At 34.0% G+C, this 23,490-nt stretch carries 25 protein-coding genes; 19 read left to right on the top strand and 6 right to left on the bottom strand.

Annotated elements, in window-relative coordinates; all coding sequences use genetic code 11:
- Positions 1–11: 11 nt before the first annotated feature.
- The 6 genes from JQC67_RS03865 to JQC67_RS03890 all read right to left on the bottom strand — a co-directional run bounded on the left by JQC67_RS03865 (position 12) and on the right by JQC67_RS03890 (position 5,458).
- Positions 12–632 (bottom strand): TetR/AcrR family transcriptional regulator, encoded by a 621-nt coding sequence (locus tag JQC67_RS03865; RefSeq protein ID WP_238934462.1) that lies wholly within the window; start codon positions 630–632, stop codon positions 12–14.
- Positions 633–910: 278 nt separating this feature from the next.
- Positions 911–1,879, bottom strand: a complete 969-nt coding sequence (gene arsM / locus JQC67_RS03870) for an arsenosugar biosynthesis arsenite methyltransferase ArsM (RefSeq protein ID WP_203251547.1) — start codon at positions 1,877–1,879, stop codon at positions 911–913.
- 60 nt (positions 1,880–1,939) lie between these two features.
- Positions 1,940–2,995 carry an arsenosugar biosynthesis radical SAM (seleno)protein ArsS gene (gene arsS, locus JQC67_RS03875; protein ID WP_203251548.1) on the bottom strand — a complete coding sequence of 352 codons (1,056 nt, stop codon included), beginning with the start codon at positions 2,993–2,995 and terminating at the stop codon, positions 1,940–1,942.
- 74 nt (positions 2,996–3,069) lie between these two features.
- Positions 3,070–3,405 carry an arsenosugar biosynthesis-associated peroxidase-like protein gene (locus JQC67_RS03880; RefSeq protein WP_203251549.1) on the bottom strand — a complete coding sequence of 112 codons (336 nt, stop codon included), beginning with the start codon at positions 3,403–3,405 and terminating at the stop codon, positions 3,070–3,072.
- 79 nt (positions 3,406–3,484) lie between these two features.
- Positions 3,485–4,171, bottom strand: coding sequence for a TIGR04282 family arsenosugar biosynthesis glycosyltransferase (locus tag JQC67_RS03885; protein ID WP_203251550.1), 687 nt, complete (start codon positions 4,169–4,171; stop codon positions 3,485–3,487).
- A gap of 237 nt (positions 4,172–4,408) precedes the next feature.
- Complete coding sequence (locus JQC67_RS03890) at positions 4,409–5,458, bottom strand: ferredoxin--NADP reductase (protein ID WP_203251551.1); 1,050 nt, start codon at positions 5,456–5,458, stop codon at positions 4,409–4,411.
- 210 nt (positions 5,459–5,668) lie between these two features.
- Between JQC67_RS03890 and JQC67_RS03895 the strand changes: the two genes are divergently transcribed.
- From JQC67_RS03895 to JQC67_RS03985, 19 genes are all read left to right on the top strand, one after another.
- Positions 5,669–6,016, top strand: a complete 348-nt coding sequence (locus tag JQC67_RS03895; protein ID WP_203251552.1) for a YciI family protein — start codon at positions 5,669–5,671, stop codon at positions 6,014–6,016.
- Between the two features lie 4 nt (positions 6,017–6,020).
- On the top strand, positions 6,021–7,265 hold the full coding sequence (locus JQC67_RS03900) for an RNA polymerase sigma factor (RefSeq protein WP_203251553.1): 1,245 nt from the start codon (positions 6,021–6,023) through the stop codon (positions 7,263–7,265).
- A gap of 150 nt (positions 7,266–7,415) precedes the next feature.
- Positions 7,416–7,754 carry a PadR family transcriptional regulator gene (locus JQC67_RS03905; protein WP_203251554.1) on the top strand — a complete coding sequence of 113 codons (339 nt, stop codon included), beginning with the start codon at positions 7,416–7,418 and terminating at the stop codon, positions 7,752–7,754.
- A 5-nt stretch (positions 7,755–7,759) separates the two neighbouring features.
- Positions 7,760–8,407 carry a hypothetical protein gene (locus JQC67_RS03910; protein ID WP_203251555.1) on the top strand — a complete coding sequence of 216 codons (648 nt, stop codon included), beginning with the start codon at positions 7,760–7,762 and terminating at the stop codon, positions 8,405–8,407.
- Positions 8,404–9,105, top strand: a complete 702-nt coding sequence (locus JQC67_RS03915) for a hypothetical protein (RefSeq protein ID WP_203251556.1) — start codon at positions 8,404–8,406, stop codon at positions 9,103–9,105. The genes JQC67_RS03910 and JQC67_RS03915 overlap by 4 nt, the downstream gene beginning before the upstream one ends.
- Positions 9,106–9,161: 56 nt before the next feature.
- The gene (locus JQC67_RS03920) at positions 9,162–10,628 is read left to right on the top strand and encodes a DUF5687 family protein (RefSeq protein WP_203251557.1); all 1,467 of its coding nucleotides are present in this window, start codon (positions 9,162–9,164) and stop codon (positions 10,626–10,628) included.
- A gap of 26 nt (positions 10,629–10,654) precedes the next feature.
- A complete protein-coding gene (locus tag JQC67_RS03925; protein ID WP_203251558.1) occupies positions 10,655–11,392 on the top strand; it encodes an ABC transporter ATP-binding protein in 738 nt (245 codons plus the stop codon).
- A gap of 302 nt (positions 11,393–11,694) precedes the next feature.
- Positions 11,695–14,250 carry a type IX secretion system periplasmic lipoprotein PorW/SprE gene (porW, locus tag JQC67_RS03930; protein ID WP_203251559.1) on the top strand — a complete coding sequence of 852 codons (2,556 nt, stop codon included), beginning with the start codon at positions 11,695–11,697 and terminating at the stop codon, positions 14,248–14,250.
- 3 nt (positions 14,251–14,253) lie between these two features.
- Positions 14,254–14,730, top strand: coding sequence for a bactofilin family protein (locus JQC67_RS03935; RefSeq protein WP_203251560.1), 477 nt, complete (start codon positions 14,254–14,256; stop codon positions 14,728–14,730).
- A complete protein-coding gene (locus JQC67_RS03940; protein ID WP_317198352.1) occupies positions 14,708–14,938 on the top strand; it encodes an AtpZ/AtpI family protein in 231 nt (76 codons plus the stop codon). Before JQC67_RS03935 ends, JQC67_RS03940 begins: the two co-directional genes overlap by 23 nt.
- Entirely contained in the window at positions 14,938–15,330 is a 393-nt protein-coding gene (locus JQC67_RS03945) for a DUF6168 family protein (RefSeq protein ID WP_203251561.1), read from the top strand. Before JQC67_RS03940 ends, JQC67_RS03945 begins: the two co-directional genes overlap by 1 nt.
- 119 nt (positions 15,331–15,449) lie before the next feature.
- Positions 15,450–16,577 (top strand): F0F1 ATP synthase subunit A, encoded by a 1,128-nt coding sequence (gene atpB / locus JQC67_RS03950; protein WP_203251562.1) that lies wholly within the window; start codon positions 15,450–15,452, stop codon positions 16,575–16,577.
- 68 nt (positions 16,578–16,645) lie between these two features.
- A complete protein-coding gene (gene atpE, locus JQC67_RS03955) occupies positions 16,646–16,837 on the top strand; it encodes an ATP synthase F0 subunit C (RefSeq protein WP_091865249.1) in 192 nt (63 codons plus the stop codon).
- A gap of 86 nt (positions 16,838–16,923) precedes the next feature.
- Positions 16,924–17,424: a F0F1 ATP synthase subunit B gene (locus JQC67_RS03960; protein ID WP_203251563.1), complete on the top strand. Its 501-nt coding sequence runs from the start codon at positions 16,924–16,926 to the stop codon at positions 17,422–17,424.
- Positions 17,425–17,426: 2 nt separating this feature from the next.
- The gene (gene atpH / locus JQC67_RS03965) at positions 17,427–17,966 is read left to right on the top strand and encodes an ATP synthase F1 subunit delta (protein WP_203251564.1); all 540 of its coding nucleotides are present in this window, start codon (positions 17,427–17,429) and stop codon (positions 17,964–17,966) included.
- Between the two features lie 39 nt (positions 17,967–18,005).
- Entirely contained in the window at positions 18,006–19,586 is a 1,581-nt protein-coding gene (gene atpA, locus JQC67_RS03970) for a F0F1 ATP synthase subunit alpha (protein WP_203251565.1), read from the top strand.
- Positions 19,587–19,656: 70 nt separating this feature from the next.
- Entirely contained in the window at positions 19,657–20,511 is an 855-nt protein-coding gene (atpG, locus tag JQC67_RS03975; RefSeq protein WP_203251566.1) for an ATP synthase F1 subunit gamma, read from the top strand.
- 166 nt (positions 20,512–20,677) lie between these two features.
- On the top strand, positions 20,678–21,913 hold the full coding sequence (locus tag JQC67_RS03980) for a TCR/Tet family MFS transporter (protein WP_203251567.1): 1,236 nt from the start codon (positions 20,678–20,680) through the stop codon (positions 21,911–21,913).
- Positions 21,914–22,001: 88 nt separating this feature from the next.
- Positions 22,002–23,462, top strand: coding sequence for a lipopolysaccharide biosynthesis protein (locus JQC67_RS03985; protein ID WP_203251568.1), 1,461 nt, complete (start codon positions 22,002–22,004; stop codon positions 23,460–23,462).
- Positions 23,463–23,490 lie beyond the last annotated feature (28 nt).

The following is a 23,490-nucleotide window of genomic DNA, read 5'->3' on the forward strand; positions in this document are numbered from 1 at the left end:
TAATAGACCTTCTACAATACAGGTTGCTTATTCTCAATCGATTTTAAAAATACTCTTAATTGAGACATAAACCTGTATTTTCGTGCGCTAGGTGCAGTTTCAACCATTAAAGTACGAACACCCATAAAAGAACTCATAATAAACAATGCTACACCCTCTGCATCAGCATGACGATCAATATGACCTTCAAATTTGCCGCGTTGTATAACAGAGACAAGGTTTACTTCCCAAATTCTAATGATATCATTTAAGTGTTTCATTATTTTTGGATTTCTACCATTAAATTCACCTATAAAGTTGCCAAGAACAAATCCGAAATCCATTTCATTATGAACGGCCGTTTCTAAGGCATCATCATAGCACTTCATAATAAGGTCAGTAGTATTTGAGTGTCCTTCAACTGGCTCAATAAGCATGCTGTATACTTTACGCACCAATAAGTTCTCTATTATTTGAATAAAAAAATCTTCTTTAGAATCAAAATGGTAGTAAAAAGCACCTTTAGATAAATCTAGCTCTTTTAAAATATCATCTACACTTGTATTATAGAATCCATTTTTATAAAAAAGTTCAAGACCAGTAACTTGCATTCTTTGCATGGTTGCCATGCGTTTAATATTTTTCTGCATCATTTCAAGATTTAAGTAAACCAACTGTTTGGTTATATATAGAACCCTTGAACTGATGCTATTTCTTTAGTGAAACGTTATGTGGTAGAAATAATCGATGAAAATGAATATTTGACCATAATTTTTAGACTTGTAAATTCTACAAACCGACGAGTCGGTCAATACATCCGATAAAAGGAAAATGGGAAGAAAAATCAACTCCTGCCCGATGGTTTAATCCTAATATTAAGCATAAAAAAACCGTACTATTTATGTGATAATACGGTTTAAGATTTAGTTTATTAGCAGCAACCACCACCATCATAATGAAAAGTAGAATCACTAATAAAAATGTCATTTTTGCTAAGTGCAGCTAATGCACCTGCCGTTTTATCGCATACCGCTAAAGGTTGGTTTTTTACCAAAACATGACCTTTATTGTCATCAAAATAGTCTTCACTTCCGTAATAAATGGCAGCTTTACCAGTAAATATGCAAGGCCCATCACTTGGCATTGGGTCTTTTATTGCTGCAACTTCAATTGACTCAATATATATTAGTTCATCTGTAGGATAATGAACAGGGTCTAAAATGCGATACGGTTTTCGCGCTCTTATTTCTATGGTCCCAAAACCTACATCGGTCAATGCTTTTACGTATTCTTTTATAGAAAGGCTTCCGCTTAAACAAAGCGCACGCAAGCGGTCATCATTTCGTAAGGTGTCATTCATCGGTTGTTCGCAGGTTGGGTCACTCATAACTAACTTGCCTTGTGGTTTTAAAACGCGATACATTTCTTCAATAGCTCGTTTTAAATCATCAGCTTTAAAAATATTAAATAAGCAATTTTGCGCAGCAACATCAATACTTTCGCTTTCGACAGGTAAATTCATGGCATCTCCCTTTTTTAAATCGACAAATTCAGATTTAAACCAGTCATTTTCTTCTTCAGCGATTTTAAAATTCTTTCGGCTTGCTTCTAACATCTCATCAACCACATCAATACCAACAACACCATTTTTTTGTCGATTGAAATATGCAAATTGCAAAAGTTCCATACCGCCACCAACACCAACATATAACATTTTAGGGTTGTTAGATAAGTCTCTGGCGTGTACAGTGCTACCACAGCCATAATTCATCTCTTGCATTATCTGCGGAATTTTCAATCCTGGTAATTCCCAAATAGGATTGGTGGTACAACATAAGCCAACATCAGGAGTCAATGCCGCTTCTTTATAAAGATTATTTGTAGCTTCTAAATAACTCATAATTATATCTGTTAATTTTTACTTCTCATTTAATTTGAAGATGCTTGTTAAGAATAGAATTTACGTAACTGTACCTTGACAGCTGCTTCCTGCGCCAGCAGTGCACCCATAACAATGTTGAGAAATAATTATATTTCTATCGTTTAGTACATCTTCATTATAATCTTTAATATGTTTTATACTGCTTGCTACCTTAAGGCCTAGCATTTGGTTAAAATCGCAATCGTAAAGCCATCCATCCCAACTTATTGAAATTGTATTTGTACACATTACATTTTCAACCGCGGTTGGGTTATATGCTTCAACCAAAGCGTACATATAGTCTTCGTAATTTTCAGATGCTATTAAATAATCTAAAAATCGTGCTATAGGTAAATTGGTAATCGCAAATAAATTATGAAAGTCGATATTAAAATCTTCTTTCAAAGCTTTTTTAAAATCGCGCTCCATTGCAGATTGGTCGCCAGGTAAGTATGCCCCTGAAGGATTATATACCAAATCTAAACGAAGCTCGCTATTTGGCATTCCATACCCTACGGTATTTAATTCTTGTAATGCTTTTATTGATTTGTCAAAAACACCATCACCTCTTTGTTTATCTGTCTTACCCTTTGTATAGTGGGGCATAGAAGAGATAACATGAATATTATGTTTCTTAAAGAACTCGGGTAAATCATAATATTTTTTGTTCGCCCGAATGATGGTTAAGTTTGAGCGCACAATAAAATCTTTTATTCCGGCTTTTGCTGACTCTTCTACAAACCATCTGAAATCAGGATTCATTTCTGGAGCCCCACCAGTTAAATCTAATGTATGGGCACCTGTATTTCTGATTACCTCAAGACAGAGTTGCATAGTGTCTCTAGTCATAATTTCTTTACGATCAGGCCCAGCGTCAACATGACAATGCTCACAAACCTGATTACACATATAACCCACGTTAATTTGAAGTATTTCTAATTTCTTTGGGCGCAATGGAAATTGACCAATGTCAGCAATTTTATCTTTGAAGTAAGGCAATTCGCCTTCTGCAAAAATGCCTCCATTCAAAATTTCTAATTGCTTGTTATTTATTGCAAGTTCATTGTCTCTTGCTTTCAAAGATTTTGTTGCCATGAATTTTCATTGTGAGTTCTTCATTGTTTGTCGCTAGAAATAGAAAAACAATCAGAAATGCATTAATTGTCAAATTACATTGATAACTTATTGTACTTGTTCATCATTTGTACGCCGTGAACAAGAGTGGCGCCACTTTCAATGGCAGCCCCAGCATGTACGGCTTCCATCATTTCTTCTTTAGTAATGCCTTTTTCTAATCCGTCTTTGGTGTATGCATCAATACAATATGGGCATTTAACAACATGCGCTACTGCAAGTGCAATTAATGATTTTTCGCGAGCAGAAAGTGCTCCTTCTTCAAACACTTTACCATAGTATTCAAAAAATTTAGTACCGAGCTCTTCGCTCCATTCTGTGATTTTTCCGAATTTTCGCAAATCGGCAGCATCATAATATGGGTTTGCCATTTTATTATGTTTAAAAATTGATAAATAGAGAGATTATACCGAATAGGTATAATTAATGTGAAAATGTATTTTTAATTATCTATTGAACGGGAGATCCCTTGTTCAATGTTGGGGTAGAAGAAAGTTGTTCGTCAATGATATCAACAAAAAGATACTTGCTAATAGTGTAGTCAAAAATATCTTTCGCTATATCATGAAGCCTTTTTGAACAGGAGTTGTCTTGGCTTATAAAAATCTTAAGATCATAAAGACAATCAATATCAAATAAAGTAGAGAAAACACTGTATTTTCTATCTTTAGCTTCCAATATTTTTTGAATTTCACGAACTATTTTGGGTGTTTGCCAAGATAAATTTTCAAATTTCTCTCGGTCAAAGTTTGAACGGTGTATTCCTAAAAGATAAAACCCTCCGTCAACTGAAGGTCCTATTATGGTGTTATTCTTTGTTAATTGAAGGGCTGCGTCTTTAATAATTGTTTCATTCAACCTAGGGCTGTCGTTACCAATAGTAATGACATTATCATAACCATTATTGAAAACGCTTTCAACGGCGTGGCTAAATCGTTCCCCAAAGGTATCACCATGTTGGTTTTCCCCGTTTATAAAAAAATACGGTAAACCGGTATTTTGAACCTTTATTAAGAAGTGTTCATTAAGTGCATCAAAAAGTTTTGCACCACCAGAAATATTCTTTTTAATCGCATCTTCTTGAGAAGACCGAGAAAAAATTAAAATGGCGGTTGATTGCACTAATTTCTGACTCATTAAACTAATTGTTGTGATAAAAATACGACAAAATATGTTTAATTGGCAGTATTATTTTGACTGAACTAAATTACATCTGACTTTTAATGAAGCAAAAAACTATATCGTTATAGTTTGGTAATGAGTCTATTCAGCTTTTAAATTGAAAAAATAACTAAAATAGTCTCATCAGTTAGTTTGCTTTTGCTAAAGTTGTGAGTTGTGGTATAAGTCTATTGAAACCGATCAATAATAAGATTATACATCATCATAATCTATCTTAACAGATGGAGTAATAGCATGAGCTTGACATGTTAAAATTAAACCCTCAGCAATTTCACTGTCGGTTAATATTTGATTCTTGACCATTTCTACTTTTCCTTCAGTAACTCGAGCAATGCAACTACTACAAACCCCACCTTGACAAGAATATGGTGCATCAATATTTTCTTTAAGAACGGCATCTAGAACAATTGCCTTTTTATCCATAGAAAAATTGAATTCCTCGTCATCAAGAACAATAGTGATATCGGTTTTGCCGTCGACACTTTTAGGAAGTTCTTCTAAGATTTCAGTACTAGTGAACAATTCAAAATGAATTTTATCTTCATGAACTTCATTTTCTTTTAAAGTGTCTGAAACTAGGTTGATCATGGCTTCAGGACCACAAAGATAATAACCATCAAAATTGATGTCTTTATGCTTGTTTTTCAAAGCATAATTCACTGTAGATACATCTATGCGGCCAAACAATGAATCTTCTTCACGGGTTTGGCTGTTGGTGAAATAAATAAAAAACCGATTAGAATATTCTAATTGTAATTTTACCAAATCAGTATAAAACATAGTGTCTTCACTAGATTTATTACCGTAAACTAAAACAAATTTATTACTGGGGTTGCTATTTAAAACACTCTTAGCAATACTCATTATGGGCGTAATACCACTTCCGGCAGCAAAAGCAGCAATATTTGTTTTATTAGAATTTGGGCTAAATACAAATCGCCCTTCAGGTGGCATAAGTTCAAGTACATCTCCAGCCTTTAATTTGGTGTTGGCAAAATCTGAAAATCCACCTTTATCTACCTTTTTTACGCCGATTGTGATACAGTCCTTTTTTGGCGAAGAGCTAATTGAATAAGCGCGTCTTAATTCTTTGCCCTTGATTTCCTTTTTTATGGTGATGTATTGCCCAGGAATAAAATCAAAGGTTTGCAATAAATCTTTAGGAATCTCAAATGTGATTGCAACAGAACTTGTTGTCAAAGGTTTTATGTGCTTAATGCTAAGCGAATGAAATTGAGCCATTACTATTATTTAAAAACGGATTGCAAAAATAGGCATTGAAAACACGAATTAAAATTGGAAATGAAGAAATAATACCCTCAATGCGCAGAAATTCGCCTGTTTGCATGGAAATTTACAAGTAATGTGAAAAAAAGTTTTAAAATTGTCTTGCTATTTGTTTCGGTTACGTCATAAGGGCAAAACATATTATTAATTTAAAAACATTAAGACATGAAAGATTTTATGATGATTTTTATTGGAGCCGATTATCAAGAGTTAGGCCTTTCGCCAGAGCAATTGCAAGAGCGTATGGGTAAATGGTTTACTTGGAATGAGAAAATGGCTGCGCAAGGCATTGTTAAAGGAGGCGATGCATTAGTACCAACTGTAAAACGGGTTATTGGTAAGGACAGAACTGTAAGCGATGGACCTTTTGCTGATAGTAAAGAGTTAATTGGCGGTTACTATATTGTTTCAGCTGAAAGTGCAGCTGCAGTAGTAGAAATTGCACAAGATTATCCAGATTATGATTTGGGTGGTACTGTTGAAATACGTGAAGTAATGGTGTTTAACAAATAGATTAATGCAACATAAAATTATCGACCATCTTTTCAGGCATCATTATGGAAAGATGGTTGCTATTTTAACCCGATTTTTTGGATTAGCACATATTGAAACAATAGAAGATGCTGTTCAAGACACATTTATAAAAGCTACTTTGCAATGGAGAAATCAACGTCCTGATAATCCTGAAGCATGGCTAACTAAAGTAGCAAAGAATAGAACTATAGATTTGTTGCGTAGTTTAAAATCTGAAAAAAATCGACATCAACAAGTAAGTGCCGGTACTGTTTCAATTCCCATTAGCGATTTATTTTTAGACCACGAGATAGAAGACAGTCAGTTACGAATGATTTTCGTGGCATGTCATCCCAGTTTAAAACCACAAGAACAAATAGCATTTGCCTTAAAAACAATTTCCGGTTTTAGCACCAAAGAAATTGCTGCAGCATTATTAACGCGTGAAGACGCAATTACAAAAAGACTACAGCGTGCTAGAGCGGCAATTGTTGCTAATAATATTCAATTTGAGTTTCCAGCTCCGCACGAATTACAAATTCGACTTACAAGGGTAATGGAGGTAATTTATTTAACTTTTAACGAAGGCTTTCATTCAACAAATGCTGATAACTTGATTCGCGAAGACTTATGTGGTGAAGCAATTCGATTGAGTAAATTGTTGTTAAAAAAGGAAAAGTTTAGGTCAGGTAGTATGTATGCACTTTTTGCGTTGATGTGTTTTCATGCAGCGCGATTAGAGAGTAAAACTAATAGTGATAACGAGATTGTTGATATTAGAAATCAGGATCGAAATAAATGGCATGTACCTATGATAGAATTAGCTAAAAATGCATTAACCAAATCTGCTGAATATAAAGATGTTTCAATATATCATTTTGAAGCCACCATCGCTTTTGAGCACGTAAAAGCAGTGACTTTTGAAGATACCAATTGGAATATTATTTTGCATTGTTACAATAAATTATATGAAATACAACCCAGTGACTTTGCGCTTTTAAATAAAGCAATAGTCACAATACAATTGAATAAACTAAACGATGCCAAAGATATATTAGAGAGCATCAAATACGACAAGCTTGGGCAACGGCAGTATTTGTATTACGGATGTTATGCAGAATATTATGCAAAAATGGGAGCTATGCCAGCTGCAATAGCTTTCTACGAAAAAGCCATAACTAAAACTTCAAATGCCTTAGAAAAGGCGTATCTGCTTAAAAAGAAAAATCTTTTACAGGCTTCAAATTGAAAATATATGCATAAAATTCTTATGCATAAGAATTTTATGCATATATTTATTTCATCAGATTGTTCAATTTGTCTGTTCAAGCGCAGTCAAAAACAATTTTTTGTAAATAAAAATATCGCTTCCGCGAGATAAAAAACAAGTATTTTTTTAATGGCAAACTCAAAGTTATATAAAGGAAGTCTGAACACTATCATTTTAAAACTGTTAGAAGAACAGGGTAAAATGTACGGTTATGAGATTACCCAAAAAGTAAAGGATTTAACCAAAGGTGAGCTAAATATTACAGAAGGAGCTTTGTACCCGGCTTTACATAAATTAGAGGCAGAAGGTTTGCTTGATGTTGAGGTTGCTAAGGTTGATAATCGCTTGCGCAAATATTATAAATTGACTGAAGCAGGTGAAAAAGAAACTGTAAATCGTTTGGCAGAGCTCGAAGAATTTATTCGCAGTATGCAACAATTGGTAAACCCAAACTGGAGTATTAAGTAAGTACTATGAAGCTAACCAAAGAAGACATATTAAATATAGACAAGTATTTGATTAAAAAAGGAATCAAGTATATCGATATACGCTATGAGTTAATTGACCATTTGGTTACCGAATATCAATCAATGGAACATTATCCTGATCTTGAATCTTTTCTTAGAAAAAGAACAGCTTGGTGTAGAGTAATTGCAGAAAAAAGAGCAAATTCAATTCATTGGGGTTATCAGAAATCATTATTAAAAAGGGTCTTGTCTTTTTTTAAAACGCCACCCTTTTATGGAGTGTTACTTGTATGGCTTTCAATTCTCATTTCTATAAAAGCAGAATATGGTTCTGTACTAATGAACAATAGTATGTTCTGGGTTTTTATTGGAGTTGTGCTATTTCAATATGTAGATATGATTTTTTGGGGCATACGGTCAAAAAAAGAAAGTAAGATGCTTTCTATTTCCACATTAATTAATATTTATAGTCTGCCAAATATTTTTATGTATGTTGTTGGAATTTTAGAATCAATATTTCAGACCCATCCGAATTGCGCAACATTGTACTTTACAATTGCCTTAATAGTTAATATCGCTGCATTAATCGAAGTTCAAACAAAACGTAAAAGAGGTCTAAAGGAGTATGAATTTTTAAAATCTTCAATGGTATGAAACTAACCGCCGACCAAATAGAAGATTTGTTTGTTTTTGTTCGAAAACATTATGTAGAACATTATGATTTACAAACTGAGTTGGTAGATCATTTGGCAAATGGCATTGAGGAGCAATGGCAAAAATACCCTGAGCGTAGCTATAAAGAAGCACAATTACGTGAATTTAAAAAATTTGGAGTTTTTGGTTTTGCTGACGTTATTAAAAAGCGCTCATGGGCTATGGAAAAGCGGTATTGGAAACTTATTTTTCGTTTTTACAAAGACTACTTTAAACTTCCAAAAGTGCTACTTTTAGCTGGAGGTATTTTCATTGTATTTAATGTGCTTCAATTAATTTCAACAGCGTATAAAATGTATTTTGTTTTGGGGGTTTTACTGGTAAGTGCTTCAGTAATGCTAATTAAAGCGTTAGTTAATAAAAAGAAATATCGCGCAAAAATAGGTATACATAAAAGATGCATGCTAGAAGAAAAAATATTTCAATATGGAGATGCTTTGCAGTTTATTATTATTCCTGTTCACTTTTTAAACGCATTTCCAACAAAAGGAATTTGGCTAGATAATGTATATGTTCAATTTGCTTTAGCTGTTTTTATAATTTGTTATTTGGCTCTGTGCTTTATAATGGTTTATATCATCCCTCAAAAAGTAGAAGAACTTTTAAAAGAAACTTACCCCGAATATAAAATTGCTTAAACCTGTAACAATTATAAAGTAGCCTACACTAACATCAGTATAAAGAGCCAATCACTATGTTTAAACGTTTTGCCAGTCTGCAATGGAAAGCATTTTTCAGATCTTCATCTTTAGGTAAAAGTCTTGCTATAAAAATCATCATGATTTTCTTTGGTATTTATATGCTGGCTTGTTTGGTTTTAATGGGGGTAGGCTTGTTTTTTATCTTAGAAAAAACGTTTCCAGGTGTAGACCCAATGCTAAAAGTGAGTTCGTATTTCTTATACTGGATCTTGGGCGAACTGGTTTTTCGATATTTTATGCAAAAACTACCTGTTATAGATATTAAACCTTTTTTGTTGATGTCGATAAAAAAGGACTCCATTGTACATTACATATTAGGTCGGTCTGCTTTTTCATTCTTTAACTTTTTGGCACTCTTCTTATTTGTGCCGTTTGGCATAGTGCTATTGATAAAAGGGTATCCTGCATTAAACGTTTTGGTTTGGTTATTTGTAATTGCATGTATTTCGCAGTTTATCAATTTTTTAAATTTTATAATCAACAAGAGTGACAAGGTTTTATTAGGCCTTTTATTGGTGTTAATCACATTCTATGCCGTTGATTACTTTCAATTGTATCCTATACAAGAGATTTTCGGTAATATTTTTTACCAGTTATATGCTAATCCTATTTGGGCAATAATACCATTAGTACTAGCAATTTTGACTTATGCAGTGAACTATCGTTTTCTTCGGAATAAATTATACCTCGATTCAGCTGTAAAAGAACAAGTTAAAGAAGCAGAAACAGCAGAATTAGGTTGGACGAAACGTTTTGGCAGCATTGCACCATTTCTACAATTAGATTTAAAACTCATTTGGCGAAATAAACGAACTAAGACGCAAGTCTTTATGTCGCTTTTAATGATTTTATATGGCTTGTTTTTTTATAGCCAAGATGTTTACGGTAGCACTTCAGCAATATTTGCCTTTGTCGGAATTTTTATCACGGGAATTTTTATGGTGAATTTTGGGCAATTTATTCCCGCATGGGATAGCGAATATTATACCATGTTAATGGCTCAAAATATACCAATGCGCAAATACTTAGATTCAAAAGCAGGTCTTATTTATGTGAGTATCGTAGTTATGTTTTTATTGTCAATACCCTATGTTTATTTCGGTTGGCAAGCATTAGCCATAAATTTTGCTTGTGCTATTTACAATTTAGGAGTAAATGTACCAGTCGTTTTATTTTTTGGATCAAGAAATAAAAAGCGAATTGATTTACAAAAAAGCGCTTTGGGTAATATGCAGGGTGCAAGCGCAACACAGTTTTTAGTAATACTACCATTAATGGTGCTGCCTTGTTTAATCTATTTTTTGTTTGATTTCTTTATTTCCTTTGAGGTTGCAACTGCTGCTTTAGCTGTTTTAGGATTGATAGGATTAGCTTTTAGAAATAAACTGTTAGATAAAATTACATCGATATATAGAAGTAAGAAATATGGCATGATTGCCGGTTTTAGCGAAAATAATTAGTAAGCGATTTTTCAACATATATTTTTATGATAACAGTACAGCAACTCACCAAGAAATACGGAAACAAAGAAGTTTTAAATATTCCACATTTAGAAATTCTGAAAGGGCAAAGCTTTGGTCTGGTAGGTAATAATGGTGCTGGTAAAACTACATTTTTTAGTTTGTTGCTTGATTTAATTCAACCAACCTCTGGTAGCATTGAAAGCAATGGTATTTTAGTAAGTGAAAGTGAAGATTGGAAAACCTTTACCTCTTCTTTTATTGATGAGTCTTTTTTGATCAGTTACCTCACACCTGAAGAGTATTTCTATTTTATTGGAGAATTGCGCGGGTGTAATAAGGCCGATATTGATGCGCTCTTGGCAAATTTCAAAGATTTTTTTCATGATGAAATTCTAGGTCAAAAGAAATATCTACGTGATTTATCAAAGGGGAATCAAAAGAAGGCAGGCATTGTCGCCTCATTTATTGGGGGTCCTGAAGTCGTAATTTTAGATGAACCTTTTGCTAATCTAGATCCTACCACACAAATACGATTGAAGGCAATAATTAAAGACTTGGCTGATAAAAAAGGAGTTACAGTACTAGTTTCAAGTCACGACTTAATTCATGTAACTGAAGTTTGTGATCGAATTGTAGTTTTGAATAAAGGTGAGGTTGTAAAAGACATTCAAACATCTGCAGAAACATTACATGAGCTCGAAAGCTTTTTTGGCGGCTCAGCTGAATCAAAAGAGATATTAGCAACTTCTGAAGAAGAGTAATTTTTCTATTCACCACAATTCAAAAATAGTTCACTTTTAGACCATGTAGTTTTTATCGTGTTATTGTCACGATGCTTGAATTAAACAATCTTCGATGAAAAGTGAAATTTAGCTATTGAAAGTGTCTTTTCAGGGTATTTGTCCATCCATAAAGAAATACTAAAGACCAGCTAGTCGGTAAAAAGCCTGTTGCCGAATCATGTTAGAATATTACAAGTGTCAAGTAGTTCAACATTTTATCGACCAAATACATAATATTCCCGTTGTTTTTTAGTTTAGCTATTATACGAAATTGTACAACTTTGAACCTTCGAAATAAATTATTGTTGCTCTGTATTTTTGCAGGACTCGCTTTTAACGCGTGTTCTACAAAAAAAGACGCATTTATTAACCGAAATTGGCATGCGCTAAATACCAAATACAATGTATTGTATAATGGTAATATTGCTTTTGAAGAAGGCCGTGAACAATTAAATCTAGAGTATAAAGATGATTATTGGGAGGTCTTGCCTGTAGAGCGATTAGAGGTTACTGAAGAAATAAAATTAGACTCAGAAGATAACAATCCGAATTTTATAATAGCGGAAGAGAAAGCTACTAAAGCCATACAAAAACATAGTATGGATATAAAAGACGAAGAGCGAAATCCGCAGACTGATGAAGCTTTTCTATTGTTAGGTAAAGCGCGTTATTTTGACCAAAGGTATATTCCGGCGCTAGAATCTTTTAATTACATCCTTAATAAATATAATTACAGCGATAAGCTAAACGAAGCTCATATTTGGCGTGAAAAAGTAAATATTCGCCTAGAAAATGAAGAGCTCGCCATAAAGAATTTTAAACGACTTTTTAAGTTTGAATCTTTAAAAGATCAAGATTATGCAGATGCTAGAGCAATGATGGCGCAAGCATATATCAACTTACAGGTGATAGACACTGCAATACAGAACTTGAAAACTGCTTCGTATTACACGAAGAAGAATCCTGAGAAAGGCAGATATTATTATATCATTGGTCAGTTGTATAATCAAATGGGTCATAAAGATAGTGCCAACTATGCTTTTGATAAGGTGATAGATTTAAATAGAAAATCACCTAGGGTTTATATGATTAATGCGCATCTTCAGAAAATCAAGAATACTGAATTGACATCTGAAAACGAATTAGAATTGTTAGAATACCTAACAGAGTTAGAAGAGAATCGTGAGAATAGACCATTTTTAGATATAATTTTTCGACAAATTGCTGAATACCATCTTGAGAATAAAACGGATAATTTAGCAATTGCATATTTTAATAAATCATTGCGTGCAACACAAAACCAGCCAAAACTAAACGCGCTTAATTATGAGAATTTAGCAGAATATAATTTTGATAATAATGAATATAAGGCTGCCGGTGCATATTATGATAGTGTATTGACAAACCTAACTGAGAATACTAAAAAGTATCGAGCAACAAAGAAGAAGTTTGATAATTTAGAAGATGTTATAAAGTATGAAGATATTGTGCAATATGCCGATAGTGTTATTGGACTTTATAACATGTCAGACGGTGAGCAGTTTACATATTTTGAAAAACATATTGCAGAATTAAAACAAAAGGCTGAAGAAGCTGCTAAAAAAGAAGAAAAAATTAGAAATGCGGGGTTTGCTGCATTTGGTGAAACTAAAGGTGGTAAAGAAAATAAGGGAAAGTTCTATTTCTATAACATTACTAGTTTGGGTTATGGTCAAACTGATTTTAGAGGTCGATGGGGTGAACGTGAATTAGAAGATGATTGGCGTTGGTCAAACAAAAGTAAAATTGCTCCTACGGTAGCAGATGATGCAGCGCTAGTAGCTAATGATAGTATTTCTGCAGCACCTTCAAATGATGAAATATATTCAGTTGAATATTATTTAAATCAAATACCTATGGATGGGAAGGTAATTGACAGTCTACATACAGGTAGAAATTTTGCCAATTATCAACTAGGTTTGATTTATAAAGAAAAGTTTAAAGAAAACCTTTTAGCTTCCGGAAAGCTTGAAGATGTTTTAAAATCAGAACCAGAAGAGCGATTGGTGCTTCCGTCAAAATACAATCTTTATAAAATATATGAAGAAGAAGGAAGTCCGTTGGCTGCTGAAATGAAAAATAACATCATTACCAATCATGCCGATTCACGGTATGCTGAAATATTATTGAATCCGCAGGCAGTTTTAGCTGATAATAGTGATAGTCCTGATGCACGATATGATGCGCTTTATAAAAAGTATAAAGATCAGCAGTTTTTGGCTACGATAACTGGTGCTGAAGAAAATATAAATAAGTATACTGGAGACCCAATAGTGCCAAAATTTGAAATGCTAAAAGCAAATGCTTTGGGTAGGTTAAATGGATATGAATCGTTTAAAGAGGCCTTAAATTATGTGGCACTGACCTATCCGAATAATCCAGAAGGTAAAAAAGCAGAAGAAATGATTTCTGAGCAACTACCAAAGCTAGCAGAAAAAGATTTCTCAGCAGTAAAAGAAGTGCCAGGTGCTGGAAATTGGAAAGTGGTTTATCCATATAAAAGACATGACAATGAAAGTGCTTTAGCCCTGAAAGAGAAATTAGAATTTGCTTTAAAAGATGTAAATTATAGCAACATAGTTTCAAAAGATATTTATGATTTAGAAAATCAATTTATAATAGTGCACGGATTTAAGTCAAAAGACTTCGCACTAGGCTTTGATGAATTGCTAAAAATTAACAAGAAATACAAGATAAATGAAGAGAATTTCGTTATTTTATCGGCTCACTATAAAATAATACAGGTACATAAAAACCTACTTGAATATAAGGCTTACAATTTAACCCCAAAACAATAAATAATGTTTTCAGATAAACAAAAACCTAGAACTATGAACGAAATAGGAGGACAACCCAACAGAATAGAAAAGAATACAAGAATTAAAGGTGATATCGTTTCTGAAGCTGATTTCAGAATTGACGGTAAATTAGATGGAAATCTAAAAACCACCGGTAAGGTAGTGATTGGTAAAGATGGCTTAATCAAAGGTAAAGTTGAATGCGTAAATGCCGATATTGATGGTAGCTTCAACGGTGAATTGATTGTGTCTGATTTGTTATCATTAAAGTCTTCAGCGGTAATTGAAGGTACTGTAACAGTTACAAAATTGGCTGTAGAACCAGGTGCTGCATTTAATGCTTCGTGTTCTATGAAAGGTAGAGGTGGCTCGTCTACAGCATCAACTACTGCCTCAAGTTCTAGCAGTTCAGCCTCAAGTGGCTTTAAGTCTTCTTTTGGTAGTTCAAATTCAGGAAGTGAAAAAGCAAAAGCCTCTTAAGAAAAGATCAAATCTGAAAAATGTGGCAATGCTTTCTGGTATTGGCATTGAAATGGGTGCCATAATCTTTTTGGCAGCTAAAGGTGGGCTTTGGTTAGACTCGCATTATCAAAATGAAAAAAGAATTTTTACGGCTTTTGCCACACTAGCTGGTGTGGCAATTGCAATTTGGGTAGTTTTGCGTCAATTAAAACGAATAAAGTATTGATGCCAAAATTAAATCACGTAGTTCAGTTTGTTCTTCTATTAATACTGACTTTAAGTTTAGTCTTTCTTATTCATATCTACGTTCTAGATAATGCTGAGTTACCGGTTTTTGGCAGTAAAATAGTTTTATCCTATATCACTAATGTTGGGCTAGCACTTATTATTTATCTTTCTTTATATAAATATAGATTCCGATTAAAAGACTACATAGGTTTTCTATTTATGGCAGGTAGTTTTTTAAAATTCATATTCTTTTTTACGATTTTTTACCCTTCCTATAAATTGGATGGCGATATGAGCCGAATAGAGTTTGCAGCTTTTTTTGTGCCATATGTTATATGTCTGTTTTTTGAAACCGTTTATATGGCCAAAATGCTTCGAAAATTGGATTAATTTGCTGTATTCTGACCACTTCTAATAGCAGAAAAATAAACATTTCAAAATGCTTTTTTATTTTTAGAAGAATGCCGTACATTTGCAGCGATTTTTAGGGACCGTTATTTTTGAGCAATATGCGTATAGACTTTACAAAATTCCTTTTGGTAGCTGCACTGCTTTTCTGTGCAAGTTCGTTTGCTAAAGAAGCCACTGCTTCTGACGAGCCAAAAAAAGACCTTAAAACCGAAATTAAGGAGTACGTTCAGCATCACCTTAAAGATTCACATGACTTTTCTTTGTATTCTTATACAAACGAACAACACGAGCACGTATATGTTGGATTTCCATTGCCTGTAATCTTATGGGACAATGGTTTAAAAGTCTTTTCATCTTCCAAATTTCATCACGGTGAAGAAATAGTTGAGGTTGATGGTAGTCACTATAAGTTGTATCATAGTAAAATTTACAAGACAGATGCTGAGGGAACTATCAATTATGATGAGGCGCATCACCCGGTAAATGAAAAGCCAATTGATTTTTCGATTACGAAAAGTGTGGTGATGATTTTTATCACATGTTTGTTAATGTTCTTTTTGTTTAGTGGTTTGGCTAAGTCTTATGCGAAAAATAGCGGAATACCAACAGGAGCTGGTCGCTTTTTTGAGCCTATTATACTTTATATTAGAGATGACATTGCAAGGCCAAATATTGGCGAAGAAAAGTACAAGAAGTACATGCCGTATTTGTTGTCTATATTTTTCTTTATTTGGTTTCTGAATATTTTTGGTTTAACACCATTGGGCGTTAACGTTACGGGTAATATAGCAATAACATTTGCATTGGCTTTGTTAACTTTCCTTTTCACCAATTTTACAGGTACAAAAGATTATTGGAAACATATTTTTGACCCTTTAGGAGATACACTTCCTTGGTATGGTAAACTGCTTTTATATCCAATTTTAATACCAATTGAAGTACTAGGTATATTCATTAAGCCATTTTCATTATTGATACGTTTGTATGCAAATATGCAGGCTGGTCATATTGTATTAATGAGTTTAATAGGATTGATGTTTATATTTAAAAGCTGGTTAGGAAGTTCACTGTCATTTGGTTTAGCGTTTGCTATATCTTTGATTGAGATTTTAGTAGCCTTATTACAAGCATATATTTTTACAATGTTGTCAGCATTATATTTTGGTTTTGCTAGTGAATCACACGCGCATGCTGAAGAGCATGAAGGTGAGATTCAACATTTATAATGTGAATAAAATGGCAATAGTATTGCCAGAAGTAAAATTGAATTTTTAATTTTTAAACTATATATATTATGGAAATTCCAGTAATGGTAGGTGCAGGTTTAGTGGTAATCGGTGTAGGTATCGGTATCGGTAAAATTGGTGGTTCAGCAATGGATGCTATAGCACGTCAGCCAGAAGCTTATGGTAAGATTCAGACTGCAATGTTAATTGCTGCTGCACTTATTGAAGGTATTGGATTTGCTGCATTATTCGCAGTATAATTCTAATGTTTTTAAGTAACAGCTTCAACGGTTGGTTGTAGCTGTTGCTTTATTTAAAAATTAAAAGTTTTAAAAAGTAATTTGAAATGGAAAAATTAATAGAAGAGTTTTCATTTGGACTGTTTTTTTGGCAAACATTATTGTTTGGCCTTTTGCTTTTCTTATTGTGGAAATTTGCATGGAAACCAATATTGAGCGCAGTTAATGAGCGTGAAGATGGTATCAAGGATGCTTTAGCTGCAGCTGAAGAGGCTAAAAAAGAAATGCAAAATGTTACGGCTGATAGCGAAAAGCTATTAAAAGAAGCTAGAGCAGAGCGCGAAGCAATGATGAAAGATGCGCGTGACATGAAGAATAAAATTGTAGAAGACGCAAAAGATGCTGCAAATGTTGAGGCTGATAAAATGATCAAGCAAGCACAAGCTACAATTGAAAGTGAAAAGAAAGCTGCAGTAGCTGAAATTAAAAGTCAAGTAGCTAATCTATCAGTAGAGATTGCTGAAAAAGTGATTAAAGAACAACTTTCAAACAAAGACAAGCAATTGAAATTGGTTGATGAAATGTTGGGTGATATCAAATTGAACTAAGAATGAGCAATTCAAGAGCGGCAATACGTTACGCAAAAGCGATTTTAGATCTTGCAGTTGATAACAAGGCAACTGATGCTATTGAAAAAGATATGCGCTCAATTATCGCAACTGTTTCAGACAGTGCTGAATTGCGTGAGATGTTGGCAAGTCCTGTAATTAAGGGTTCTGATAAAAAGCAAGTTCTTTTAGAAGTTTTTAAAGGAAGTCATGCTATTTCAGAAGGTTTAATCAGCATGTTAATAGACAACAAGCGAGTTTCATTATTAAATGAAGTTGCTGAAAAGTATATCATCTTAAATGAGCAGTTAAAAGGCGAGGGTGTAGCTTTTGTTACCACCGCAGTAGCTTTAACTGCTGATATGGAAAAGAAAATATTAAAGAAAGTTGAAAGCATGACTGGTAATAAGGTAGTGCTTGAAAATAAAATTGACGAGAGTATTGTTGGTGGTTTTATTCTTAGAGTAGGCGATTTACAATATGATGCTAGTATAGCAAACAAATTGAGTAATTTAAAGCGAGAATTCGCAACGAGTTTATAATAATTAAGGCAAAGACGCCTAAGACTTATATCTAGAAAAATGGCAGGAGTAAAAGCCGCTGAGGTATCAGCAATCTTAAAAAAACAATTATCAGGTTTCAAAGCTGAGGCCTCTTTAGACGAAGTGGGTACTGTATTGCAAATAGGTGATGGTATCGCTCGTGTATACGGACTTTCAAACGTGCAATATGGCGAACTTGTTGAATTCGAAGGCGGCCTAGAAGGTATCGTTTTGAACTTAGAAGAGGATAACGTTGGTGTTGTATTGTTAGGCCCATCTCGTGGTGTAAGCGAAGGTGATGTTGTAAAACGTACACAGCGTATTGCTTCACTTAAAGTGGGTGAAGGTATTGTTGGTCGTGTTGTAGATACATTAGGTATTCCAATCGATGGTAAAGGACCCATTGCTGGTGAAACTTATGAAATGCCACTAGAGCGTAAAGCGCCAGGTGTAATTTTCCGTGAGCCTGTAACCGAGCCATTACAAACTGGTATTAAGGCAATTGATGCGATGATTCCTGTAGGTAGAGGTCAGCGTGAACTTGTTATTGGTGACCGTCAAACTGGTAAAACAACAGTTTGTATTGATACCATATTAAATCAAAAAGAATTTTACGATGCAGGTGAGCCTGTTTATTGTATATATGTAGCTATTGGTCAAAAAGCTTCTACTGTTGCAGGTATTGCAAAAGTATTGGAAGATAAAGGCGCTTTAGCTTATACAACTATAGTTGCTGCCAACGCATCTGATCCTGCTCCTATGCAGGTATATGCTCCAATGGCAGGTGCTTCTATTGGTGAGTACTTCCGTGATACTGGTCGCCCAGCATTAATTATCTATGATGATTTATCAAAGCAAGCAGTAGCTTATCGTGAAGTATCACTTTTATTAAGAAGACCACCGGGTCGTGAAGCGTACCCTGGTGATGTATTCTACCTTCACTCTAGATTATTAGAGCGTGCTGCAAAAGTTATCAATGATGATGAAATTGCAAAGAACATGAACGATTTGCCAGAAGTTTTAAAACCAATGGTAAAAGGTGGTGGTTCTTTAACAGCACTTCCGATTATTGAAACGCAAGCAGGTGACGTTTCGGCTTATATTCCAACCAATGTAATTTCGATTACGGATGGTCAGATTTTCTTAGAGCAAGATTTATTCAACCAAGGTGTAAGACCTGCAATTAACGTAGGTATTTCTGTATCTCGTGTTGGTGGTAATGCGCAGATTAAATCAATGAAGAAAGTTGCAGGTACATTGAAACTGGATCAAGCACAATTCCGTGAATTGGAAGCTTTTGCTAAGTTTGGTTCTGATTTAGATGCTGCTACGTTGAATGTAATTGAAAAAGGACGTAGAAACGTTGAAATCTTAAAGCAAGCACAAAACGATCCATTTACTGTTGAAGATCAAGTTGCTATCATTTATGCAGGTTCAAAAAACTTGTTACGTGATGTGCCAGTTGAAAAAGTAAAAGAATTTGAACGCGATTATATCGAGTTCTTGAATGCGAAGCACAGAGATGTATTGGATACTTTGAAATCAGGAAAACTGACTGATGAGGTTATCGATACATTAACAGCTGTTGCAAAGGATCTTTCAGGAAAGTATAGAAATTAGTATTGCGCAAAAAGTAAGAAGCAAAAGAATTTTTAAACACGAAGGGCTAATTACTATAGACTAACAAAGGATGGCAAATTTAAAGGAAATACGGAATAGGATAGCATCGGTTTCATCAACCATGCAGATTACTAGTGCCATGAAAATGGTATCTGCAGCCAAATTGAAAAAGGCTCAAGATGCTATTACTGCAATGCGTCCTTATTCAAATAAATTGACAGAATTGTTACAAAACTTAAGCAGTAGTCTTGAGGCGGGTAACAAATTTTCTGATCAACGCGAGGTGAAAAAAGTATTAGTAGTGGCCATTACTTCAAATAGAGGTTTATGTGGTGCTTTTAATACTAATATCATCAAGCAAAGTTCCAAATTGGTTGAAGAAACATATGCTGGTAAGCAAGTTGATATTGTTGCTATAGGTAAGAAGGCAAATGATATTTTGGGTAAAAAGTATAGTGTTATAGCCAACCACAGTGCAGTTTATGAAGATTTGAACTTTGAAAATGTAGCTAGTATTGCTGAAGAACTAATGGAAAAGTTCACCAATGGTTCTTATGACAAGATTGACATCGTTTATAACAAGTTTAAGAATGCTGCCACTCAAATCATAATGACAGAGCAATTTTTGCCAATTGTACCAATGGCAGGTGGTGAAGCTTCAAGTAAAGATTACATTTTTGAACCTTCAAAACCTGAAATTGTTGAGCAGTTGATTCCAAAGTCGTTAAAGACAATGTTGTATAAAGGTATTCGTGATTCATTTGCTAGTGAGCACGGAGCACGTATGACAGCAATGCACAAGGCAACGGATAACGCAACAGAGCTTAGAGATCAGTTAAAATTGACTTATAACAAAGCAAGACAAGCGGCAATTACTAATGAAATATTAGAAATTGTTGGAGGGGCTGAAGCATTAAATAATTAGACGTAGTCAAATTATATAATAGTAAAAGCACAAAATAATTAGGCAGAACAATAGTGAAGCCAAAATAAAACCTCACTGAAAAGTGAGGTTTTTTGTTTTTTAGTACATTAAATTAGTAAAAGTAAATTAATCTAAAAGTCGTTTTTAATCGACTTTTATCATCACCATGAAGTCAAGCAAAACAGCCTTGCTATTTATTTTTATTACGGTTCTAGTAGACGTAATAGGTATCGGCATCATTCTACCAATTATTCCTGATTTAATTATGGAGTTGACGGGAGAAGGCACCCATATGGCCATAATTTATGGCATGTGGTTAACTACAGCATATGCCGGTATGCAGTTTTTATTCTCACCTGTATTAGGTGAGTTTTCAGATAAATATGGTAGACGACCAATATTGTTAATTGCTTTATTGGGTTTGAGTATCGATTATTTAATTCATGCATGGGCACCAACTATAGCTTGGTTGTTTTTAGGAAGATTTCTGGCAGGTATTACTGGTGCAAGTTTTACGGTAGCATCAGCTTATATTGCTGATGTAAGTACAAAAGAAAATAAGGCAAAGAATTTCGGGTTAATTGGTGCTGCTTTCGGTTTGGGATTTATTATTGGTCCGGGTATCGGTGGTTTTTTTGGTGAGATAGATATCAGATTACCATTTTATATTGCGGCTGGGTTAACGTTTTTAAATTTTGTCTTCGGATGGTTTTTGGTGCCTGAATCTTTAGCTCTTGAAAATAGAAGGCCAATTAATTTTACTAAAATGATTCCTGGTGTTTCATTGGTTAGTCTTAGAAATTATAAGGGTGTATTGCTATTAATACTTGCGTTTTTCTTGGCAAACTTAGCAGGGCAAGCATTGCCATCTACATGGGCGTATTATGGCATTGAGCGATATGATTGGAGTCCGAAGGAAATTGGAATTTCATTAATGGTTGTGGGCCTATTGGTTGCTATAGTTCAAGGTTTTCTAGTGGGCGTTTTAACTAAAAGATTTGGTAAGTGTAAGGTTATAATCATCGGCTTCTTCTTCTGGACCGTTGGCATGTTTCTATTTGCTTTTGCAAAAGAACCATGGATGCTTTATGCTTTTTTAATTCCATATGCTTTTGGTGGAATAGCGGGTCCAACAGTACAAGGAGTTATTTCAAATGAAGTTTCAGAAAAAGAACAGGGTAATTTGCAAGGGGCTATCACAGGCTTAGTAAGTTTAACTGCAATTTTCGGACAATTGATATTTTCACCTGTGTTTTATTATTTTATTCGACCTGATACAGATATTTATTTTCCAGGGGCACCGTATGCGTTGGCAGCTATATTACTATTAGCTGCATTTGTTTTTGCTATTAGTGCTATGCGAAAAATTGATGTAGAGCCAGCAACAGAAATTGAAGCATGACAATAATACTGTCTTATAGAAACTTTGTTTCAAGTGTGTAAAAACAGTCCCTAATTCGGTACTTTTGAAACTGTAAACAAAAGCACTTTTGAATCCACTTAAAAAACTCTTTAAGCAAACTGCCATTTATGGCTTAGCAACTGTGCTTCCGCGTGTGCTCAATGTTTTATTATTACCGCTGTATACGGGTGTTTTAGAAACAACTAGTTACGGTAGAATAAGTGTAATTTTTTCTTGGATTGCTATTTTCAACGTTTTCTTGGCTTACGGCATGGAAACCGCTTTTTTTAGGTTTTATAACAAAGCGGATGATAAAGAAAAGGTTGTGTCAACTTCCTTAATTTCAATTTTAGCAACAACAATACTATTCATCGTAATTGCACTTCTTTTCCAAAATTCCATGGCAAGCGCTGCTAATTTTGATGTTCGGTTTGTTCGCTATGCAATTGCAATTATCGCCTTAGATGCATTTGTAATCATACCTTTTGCTTGGTTAAGAGCTAATGAGCGCCCCATGAAATACGCCATTATTAAGATAGTTAATGTGGTAATTAATTTGGGTTTAAATGTTTTCTTTTTGCTAATGCTGCCAAGTATTGCAGAAGATAATTCTACTGGTTTCTTAAGTGCGATATACATTCCAGATTATGAAATATCGTATATATTTATTTCTAATCTAGTAGCTAGTGCAATTACATTAGCATTAATGCTGCCACTATATTTAAAAAGTAACTATAATTTCGATATTTCGCTTTGGAAACAAATGTTCAAATATGCTTGGCCAGTTTTGGTTGCTGGTATTGCATTTACCATCAATGAAGTATTTGATAAAATTTTGCTAGAAAGGTTGCTTCCAGAAGATGTTGCAGACAGTGAAACCGGTATGTACGCGGCCTGTTACAAATTAGGCATGTTTATGACCTTATTTGCAACGGCTTTTAGAATGGGAATTGAGCCATTCTTTTTCAGTCATGCTGGCACTGAAAATCCACAACGGGCCTATGCGCAGATTACTAACTATTTTGTGGTTCTGGGGAGTATTATTTTACTTGCCGTAATTGTTTATGCTGATTTACTAAAAGTTATGTTTATTCCTAATTCTGATTATTGGGATGCTATGAAAGTTACACCCCTTATTCTTTTAGGTGGTTTTTTTCTGGGCATCTATCATAATTTATCAGTGTGGTATAAGATTACTGATAAAACGCGATATGGCGCTTTCATTTCGGTTATAGGGGCGATTATAACAATAGGTATAAATTTTGCATTAATTCCAGCGCTAGGTTATATGGCTTCTGCAATTGCTACTGTTTTAGCGTATGGAAGCATGATGGTTTTATCATATTATATCGGAAAATCACATTATCCTATTCCATATAATTTCAGAAAAATACTATTTTATCTAGGCGTTTCAATATTGTTTTCAGCATTGTCATTTTATGTTTTCAATCGAAATATGATTGTGGGCACACTATTCTTAGGATTGTTTCTAGCTTTAGTTTATAAAATGGAAAATGAAATGCTACGAAAAGTGTTTTTGAAAAAATAAATTAACGATGCCTTAAATTCAATTTGGC

Origin of the sequence: Aurantibacter crassamenti (assembly GCF_016811105.1) — a bacterium.
In the GTDB taxonomy this organism is placed as follows: Bacteria; Bacteroidota; Bacteroidia; order Flavobacteriales; family Flavobacteriaceae; genus Aurantibacter_A; species Aurantibacter_A crassamenti.

Excerpts from the sequence above, each read along its gene's own strand:
- JQC67_RS03910 (WP_203251555.1), top strand. The coding sequence starts at position 7,760 with ATGAAGCTAACCAAAGAAGACATATTAAATATAGACAAGTATTTGATT.
- atpH (WP_203251564.1), top strand. The coding sequence starts at position 17,427 with ATGAGCAATTCAAGAGCGGCAATACGTTACGCAAAAGCGATTTTAGAT.
- JQC67_RS03925 (WP_203251558.1), top strand. The coding sequence starts at position 10,655 with ATGATAACAGTACAGCAACTCACCAAGAAATACGGAAACAAAGAAGTT.
- JQC67_RS03905 (WP_203251554.1), top strand. The coding sequence starts at position 7,416 with ATGGCAAACTCAAAGTTATATAAAGGAAGTCTGAACACTATCATTTTA.
- JQC67_RS03890 (WP_203251551.1), bottom strand. The coding sequence starts at position 5,458 with ATGGCTCAATTTCATTCGCTTAGCATTAAGCACATAAAACCTTTGACA.
- atpB (WP_203251562.1), top strand. The coding sequence starts at position 15,450 with ATGCGTATAGACTTTACAAAATTCCTTTTGGTAGCTGCACTGCTTTTC.
- JQC67_RS03895 (WP_203251552.1), top strand. The coding sequence starts at position 5,669 with ATGAAAGATTTTATGATGATTTTTATTGGAGCCGATTATCAAGAGTTA.
- JQC67_RS03880 (WP_203251549.1), bottom strand. The coding sequence starts at position 3,405 with ATGGCAAACCCATATTATGATGCTGCCGATTTGCGAAAATTCGGAAAA.
- JQC67_RS03900 (WP_203251553.1), top strand. The coding sequence starts at position 6,021 with ATGCAACATAAAATTATCGACCATCTTTTCAGGCATCATTATGGAAAG.
- JQC67_RS03960 (WP_203251563.1), top strand. The coding sequence starts at position 16,924 with ATGGAAAAATTAATAGAAGAGTTTTCATTTGGACTGTTTTTTTGGCAA.
- JQC67_RS03945 (WP_203251561.1), top strand. The coding sequence starts at position 14,938 with ATGCCAAAATTAAATCACGTAGTTCAGTTTGTTCTTCTATTAATACTG.
- JQC67_RS03885 (WP_203251550.1), bottom strand. The coding sequence starts at position 4,171 with ATGAGTCAGAAATTAGTGCAATCAACCGCCATTTTAATTTTTTCTCGG.
- JQC67_RS03915 (WP_203251556.1), top strand. The coding sequence starts at position 8,404 with ATGAAACTAACCGCCGACCAAATAGAAGATTTGTTTGTTTTTGTTCGA.
- arsS (WP_203251548.1), bottom strand. The coding sequence starts at position 2,995 with ATGGCAACAAAATCTTTGAAAGCAAGAGACAATGAACTTGCAATAAAT.
- JQC67_RS03935 (WP_203251560.1), top strand. The coding sequence starts at position 14,254 with ATGTTTTCAGATAAACAAAAACCTAGAACTATGAACGAAATAGGAGGA.
- arsM (WP_203251547.1), bottom strand. The coding sequence starts at position 1,879 with ATGAGTTATTTAGAAGCTACAAATAATCTTTATAAAGAAGCGGCATTG.
- atpA (WP_203251565.1), top strand. The coding sequence starts at position 18,006 with ATGGCAGGAGTAAAAGCCGCTGAGGTATCAGCAATCTTAAAAAAACAA.
- JQC67_RS03920 (WP_203251557.1), top strand. The coding sequence starts at position 9,162 with ATGTTTAAACGTTTTGCCAGTCTGCAATGGAAAGCATTTTTCAGATCT.
- JQC67_RS03980 (WP_203251567.1), top strand. The coding sequence starts at position 20,678 with ATGAAGTCAAGCAAAACAGCCTTGCTATTTATTTTTATTACGGTTCTA.
- atpG (WP_203251566.1), top strand. The coding sequence starts at position 19,657 with ATGGCAAATTTAAAGGAAATACGGAATAGGATAGCATCGGTTTCATCA.
- atpE (WP_091865249.1), top strand. The coding sequence starts at position 16,646 with ATGGAAATTCCAGTAATGGTAGGTGCAGGTTTAGTGGTAATCGGTGTA.
- JQC67_RS03865 (WP_238934462.1), bottom strand. The coding sequence starts at position 632 with ATGATGCAGAAAAATATTAAACGCATGGCAACCATGCAAAGAATGCAA.